General features: G+C 65.8%; 5 protein-coding genes. 4 read left to right on the forward strand and 1 reads right to left on the reverse strand.

Going from position 1 to position 5,732, the window contains the following annotated elements:
• On the forward strand, positions 1 to 200 hold a 200-nt coding region (locus V7Q31_RS16970), incomplete at its 5' end, for a hypothetical protein (RefSeq protein ID WP_333835038.1).
• A gap of 112 nt (positions 201 to 312) precedes the next feature.
• Here the strand turns inward: V7Q31_RS16970 and V7Q31_RS16975 are convergent.
• A complete protein-coding gene (locus V7Q31_RS16975) occupies positions 313 to 1,386 on the reverse strand; it encodes a tyrosine-type recombinase/integrase (protein WP_333835039.1) in 1,074 nt (357 codons plus the stop codon).
• Positions 1,387 to 1,648: 262 nt separating this feature from the next.
• Between V7Q31_RS16975 and V7Q31_RS16980 the strand changes: the two genes are divergently transcribed.
• The 3 genes from V7Q31_RS16980 to V7Q31_RS16990 all read left to right on the forward strand — a co-directional run.
• Complete coding sequence (locus V7Q31_RS16980) at positions 1,649 to 3,385, forward strand: integrase catalytic domain-containing protein (RefSeq protein ID WP_333835040.1); 1,737 nt, start codon at positions 1,649 to 1,651, stop codon at positions 3,383 to 3,385.
• Positions 3,386 to 3,395: 10 nt separating this feature from the next.
• Entirely contained in the window at positions 3,396 to 4,214 is an 819-nt protein-coding gene (locus V7Q31_RS16985; protein WP_333835041.1) for a TniB family NTP-binding protein, read from the forward strand.
• A 13-nt stretch (positions 4,215 to 4,227) separates the two neighbouring features.
• The coding region (locus V7Q31_RS16990; protein ID WP_333835042.1) for a hypothetical protein at positions 4,228 to 5,732 on the forward strand (1,505 nt) is incomplete at its 3' end.

The following is a 5,732-nucleotide window of genomic DNA, read 5'->3' on the forward strand; positions in this document are numbered from 1 at the left end:
CAGTCTCAGGCCGGGACCCCGCAACAGCGCAGATGCAGGAGAGCGTTCGACTGAAGGTCGTCGTCGAGCGACTGCAGTGGTGCAAGACGGATTTTTTGCACGTCTCGCGGACCTCGACCCGGCAAAGGCGCTGCATCGTTTTGTTTGACGGGCCCCGCGTCATCGAACGGGCGAAAACCACGGTATGCGGAAAGAAGTAGACCATTGCGAGCGGAGCATGGCGTAGCTGGACCGAAAGTTCGAAAGCGGATACCGCAGCCGCTACGCGACAGGGTTGCGATAAGTTTCCGGGGTTCACCGGGGTTTACCCATCTATCGGCGACGGTCGAGGAGCCCTAACGCTGGATTGTCCTCAAGTTCGGCATCCTGGTAGTAACGAGAGGCTTGCTCGATCGAGCGGTGAAGGCTCAGCCGAACTGCCGCCTGCATCGAAACGCCGTCGCGTGCAGCCTGCGTGAGGAAGCCCGAGCGGAGGCCGTGGGCGGACGTGAAGCCCTTGGCGAACCCTGCCCGGCGCAAAGCCGCGCGGATCACGTCGCGGACCCCGCTGTCGGTCAAGCCCCGCTCAAGGGGCCTATCAGATTTTGAGACCGCCCTGAACACCGGACCCGCCTTGATCTGGGCCGCGTCGAGCCAGGCGACGAGATGGCGGGCGGCTCTCCCCGAGAGGGCAAGGGTCGGCACCTGGCCTGCATCGGTCGTCTTGGTCTGGATCAGGCGCAGGCGGACGATGCCTTTGGTATCGAAGTGATCCAGGCAGAGGTCGTCGTGATGCAGCGCCGCGATCTCGGAGCGTCGTCGTCCACCGGAAGCCCAGGCGGTCTCGAGAAGCGCCCGATCCCGCATGCCGCCGAGCGTGGTCGGACAGGCTGCAAGAATTGCCTCCAGCACGTCGATCGTGATCGGCTTGGCGGCTTTGGGCGGTGGGCGATGACCGATCGCTCGCCGTGCGTTGCGCCGCGCCTCCCGCACGCTGGCCGATGCAAAGGGCGACTCGACCCGGCGCTGATTGTGGAACTTGCGCCACGATGCGATCCGACGATCGAGCGTGGCGGGTGCCGGCCGATCAAGAGACCGTCGCAGTTTCGCGGCCACCAGGGCTTCCGCCACGCGCCGCGGCGGATGGCGCGTCGGCTTGTCGGCGAGCGACTCGCTGTGGTCGACGATAAACCGCAGGGCGACTGCCTCGGATTCGGGCCATTCGAGGTCTCGACCGAAGGTCAGCCGCTTCCAGGCGCTGATGTAGGCGAGATCCCGCTCGTAGGCGCGCAGGGTGTTCGGCCTGGTGCCGGCACGGGACAATTCATCGAGCCGCGCCTGGAGAGTCGCGTCAATATCGGCGTCAGGCAAGTATGTGACGTAGTGTTCCACGGCGTCGCGCTCCATCGACCAATCATAGCGCAGTCAATGCCGTTGGTGTAGCAAGACAAAGAGCGCCGCTAAATTGGTGTTATCGGCGATAATATGGGAGCCGCAGCGCTAGACCCGACACCGCTGGCCGACTATAGCTTTGGCGTTCGGTAAATGATTGCATAGTATACACATAGACCATTTTCCCGTTGACTCGAATCGCCGTGAAGTCATCGTGTTACAATATTGCGCGATATATGGGGTGTGGTTGCACGCCGTCAGCATTGGAGCCTGCTATATGGCCGCCGAGGAGATCCCACAGGCCGCCCGTCTCCGAGCCGGGGTGCTGCGCGCCGCCGTTCTCGACGACTATTTGCGTCATGGCGACTACACGAGGGCGTCGGCCGAAGCGGCCGCCGCGGCCATGGGCGTCTCGATCGCCCGCTTCTACACCCTGCGCAGCGCCTATGGCGCGGCCAGGACCATCGAGAGCGTCACACCGCGCGCACCCGAAGGCGGTCGCGGCAAGGCCCGGATCGATCCCGCGCTCGATCGCGCGCTCCGCCACGCGCTGGTCACCCGATACTTCATCGGCTCGGAACCCAGCGCCAGCCAAGTCTATCATCAGTTCTGCGGCGAGTATTTCTACGGCCAGGGCGTCGTCGACCCCTCCACGGGCAAAATGATCGGGCTCGGTCTGCAACTGGCAGACGATCGAGCCAGCGATCCGCCCGAACCGGTGTCGCTCGCCACGGTGCGGCGGCGCGTGGCGGCGCAGGATGCGCGCACCCACGCGGTGCGCGCCCTCGGCAAAAAAGAAGCCCGGCATCGGTACACCTTCAAGCGGCGCGACGCCCAGGTCGTGGACGCGCCGCTCGAGCGCGCGCAGATCGACCACACCGTGCTCAACCGGACCTTTCGCGCGCCGGACGGCAAGCTGTTGCGCGCCTACATCACCATGATCATCGATCTGTTCACGCGCGGCCCCCTGGGGTGGTATGTCGGCGTCGAGCCCCCCAGCCAGTTCACGGTCGCGATGGCACTTCTAAACGCGGTGACGGACAAGGAGGCCGCGGCGCGGGCGCTGTCGCCACGATATCGCAATCCGTTCATCGGCTTGCCAAGAACACTGCATTCGGATCACGCCAAGGAATTCTATGGCTTAGGGTTCCTCGCCGGCTGCCGGCGCAACGGGATCGAATTCGTCGAGAAGGGGCAGAAGGGCGTGCCACATATCCGGGGCATCGTCGAACGCCGCTTCCTGACCGAGGCCCGCGACGCGGCAGCGCAGCCGGGGGCCACCGGCGCGAATGTGCACCAGGCTAAGGCCCTGCGCGACGGTCCCAAGGGGTTCCTGTCGCTGGAGGAGTTGCGCGCGGACATCAGCCTCTCGATCTGTTCGCGCTACAACGTCAATCCGGTCGGCGACGCGCCCCCACCCGCGCTCGCGTTCGACGCAGCGGCCGGCACGCTGCCAGACATCTATCGCCGCTGGACGGATCACGAGCGCCACAACCTGTTCGTCTCGTTTTTGCCGCTGCGGGAGGCAACGTTGCAAAACACCGGGCTCAGGGCCGATATCGACTATGCCGATGACGCGCTGCGCGCGACATTCGACCGGGACCTGAAGCGCAAGATCGCGCTGCGGATCGATCCCCGAAACCGCCACATCATCTACATTCCCGATGGCGACGGTTTTCGGCCGGTGCCCGCCGTCGATCCCGACATCACGACCCCGGCAGCCGCCGCGGCAGCGATCGCCAGGGTGAAGGCGCGCCGCAAGGCCGCCCGAGACAGCGCGGACCGCCATGCCGCCTACGACGGCGCGGCTCGTCGCGCGCAGGCGAACCGGGAAGCGGAAGCGCGCGTCAAGACCGCGGCGCAGGCCAGGAAGGCGGAAGCCCGACGCATCGCGGCGCAGGACGCCCCGCCGCCGCCGCAAGCGGCACCCGACCCTGCGCCGCCCGTCGCGAGCAAGGTGATCGTCTTCGAGCCCGGCATGCGCAAACGCAGCTTTACACCCAACCGCTGGTGAGGACAACTGAATGCTGGACGATCTGCGCCAAGACCACATCATCGAATACGATGCGTTCTCCGCCGCGACGGCGACAGCACGCGAGTACCTGACATGGCCCCGGTGCGTGCGGCCGCCCTGCATGGCGATCGTCGGAAAATCCTTTTCCGGGAAGACAACGATCGTCCGCTCCATCGAGCGCGAGCATCGCGTTTCGCAGAACATGATGGCCGAGCAGGACGTGCTCCCGATCCTGTCGATCGAGACACCATCCAGGCTGTGCGAGATTCGCCTCTACAGCGCCATGATCACGGCACTGATCGGCGTGGACGCATCAGCGTCCCAGCCCGCGACCCTATACCGGCAGGTCATCCGTCTCATGCGTTCCATGGAGACGAAGATCCTCATGATCGACAATGCCCACCGGATCTACAGGGGTCCGAACCAGAAGGGGTCCGAATTTGCCGATATCCTGCTCTCTATCGCTGCCGAAACGGGCGTTCACATGATCCTGACGGGCGACGAGCACTTCGGCCGGGCGATCCAGAGCGAGTCGCAGTTCAACAATCGGTTCAGGCAGCGGATCTACCTGGAGCCCTGGCGCGACCCTGCAGAGCATAGCGGCTTCCTGCTGACCTACATGGAGGCTGTCGGCCTTCTGCCACAGGATGGGCGCGTCGACACCGCGTTTCTGCAGGAAGTGCTGAACATGGCAAAGGGCGTGCTCGGCGAGATTGTCGCCATTCTGAAGAGCTGCGCCGAGCGCCGCGATCTGTTTCCGACCGGGGCGACGGTGGCAGGTTTGCGCCAGCTCGGCTACGCGGCGCCGCTGGAAGAGCACTCGGCCTGAACCCGGCCGACGCATGGCGCGAGCGCGCATCGAGCCCTATCCGACCCCGGAAGCCTGGGACGGGGCGTCGCTGTTCAAACGCGCCACACGGCTGCGGCGCGGTCTGAAGGAGCCCGGCCTGGTCGAGGTCGAACTCAGCTTCATGCGGCTCGGTCGTCGAGGGACGACGCGGGAGGGCACTGCCCAGGAGCGGCGGACCTGGGCGCCGCTCGCGCAACTGGCGCTCTATGCGCCGTTCGACGTGATCCGCGGTGGTCGCCGGGTTGCGCGCAATGACGATGAGACCCCAGTCGATATCGTGTTTCATCCGACCGGCCTTGTCGACGCGCATGTCGGCGCCGCTCCAGGCGACCCCGTCCACGAGCCCTGCCTGCTGCCGCCCGAAAGCCTCGCCGCCATGACGAGCCCGGCCTTCTTCTGCCGCGCCCAGCCCAACGATCTGATGGTTCGAACGGCCGAGCTGTTCCGGTTCTACTTCGCGCGCGCGCCGTTCCTCGTGGAACATCTCGCGCGTCGCCCCGATGCGGCACCTGGCGCCGACCTCGTCGATCCAAGCCGAACCGGCTACGTCGGCGACAGGGTGTTTCAAATCGCCCCCCTGTCGCCACGATGCCCGCGCAGCGATGCGGTGATGCTCGCGCTCGTCCTCACTGATCCAGCGCTGTCGTCCATGGTGAAAAATGTGGTCCGGGGGCTGTCTGCTCCACAAGCAAAGCGCGATGGCGCGGCAATCGCGTGCCTGCCGCCACTGCGGCGAACGCACTTGCGGGTACGACTCCTTGAATATGCAGGCCCCTTGACGTTCTCGCCCAGAAAGAGACCGTGGGAGATCATCGAGATTCTAGCTGACCACAGCCCTCCGGCCTTCGACGAGTTGATCATCCTGTCAGAGGGCTCGGCGGGCGCTTTGGCCGTTGCCAGCGACGCGAAGGCGCCGACACGGGCCCAGCCGAGGCCGGGCTCCCTTCCAGCGTTTTTCGAACAGTCCTTGCGTGTGACAGAGATCGCGAACGATGTCCCCCGTGGTGCCCGCACGCAGACGATCCCATCGCCACTGCCGTCGCTGCAGGAGGCGTTTCCGGCCCTTGCAGAGCGGCCGGTTCGCGTCGCCCGTGAAGGTCGGCGTGTCGAACGGCACGTTATTGCCGCCGGGGTTGAATCGACCGAAACGCGTGTTGTCGGGTCACTCTATCCCAAACGACGCGGTCGCGGCGCGCCGTCGCTGGCGCCACGACCGGCCCGACCTGCCGTTGACCGCGTGGCTGCCGACCCGGAGGCGCAGGCCAAGCCGTCGCTCCTGACCAACCCACCGACGCCGGCGCCAGCGATCGTGGCGCTCAAGACCGAGATCTTCGATCCCCGCCTCAGGGCCTTTGCCGATGCGGTCCGTCGCCTTGACGACTCCGATAGAGCCAGTCTAGTCTTTGAGACCATCAGTGACGCGTTCAACCCGGAGGTCGTCGAAGCGCTTGAGCTTCCGCTGTCCTGGCCCGGCGCAGCCCATGCGCCGGGCAGCGG

Origin of the sequence: Rubrimonas sp., assembly GCF_036788415.1 — a bacterium.
Lineage (GTDB): Bacteria > Pseudomonadota > Alphaproteobacteria > Rhodobacterales > Rhodobacteraceae > Rubrimonas.

What these genes read in the sequence shown, in the direction of transcription:
- V7Q31_RS16975 (WP_333835039.1), bottom strand. Translation starts at nt 1,386, where the DNA reads ATGGAGCGCGACGCCGTGGAACACTACGTCACATACTTGCCTGACGCC.
- V7Q31_RS16980 (WP_333835040.1), top strand. Translation starts at nt 1,649, where the DNA reads ATGGCCGCCGAGGAGATCCCACAGGCCGCCCGTCTCCGAGCCGGGGTG.
- V7Q31_RS16985 (WP_333835041.1), top strand. Translation starts at nt 3,396, where the DNA reads ATGCTGGACGATCTGCGCCAAGACCACATCATCGAATACGATGCGTTC.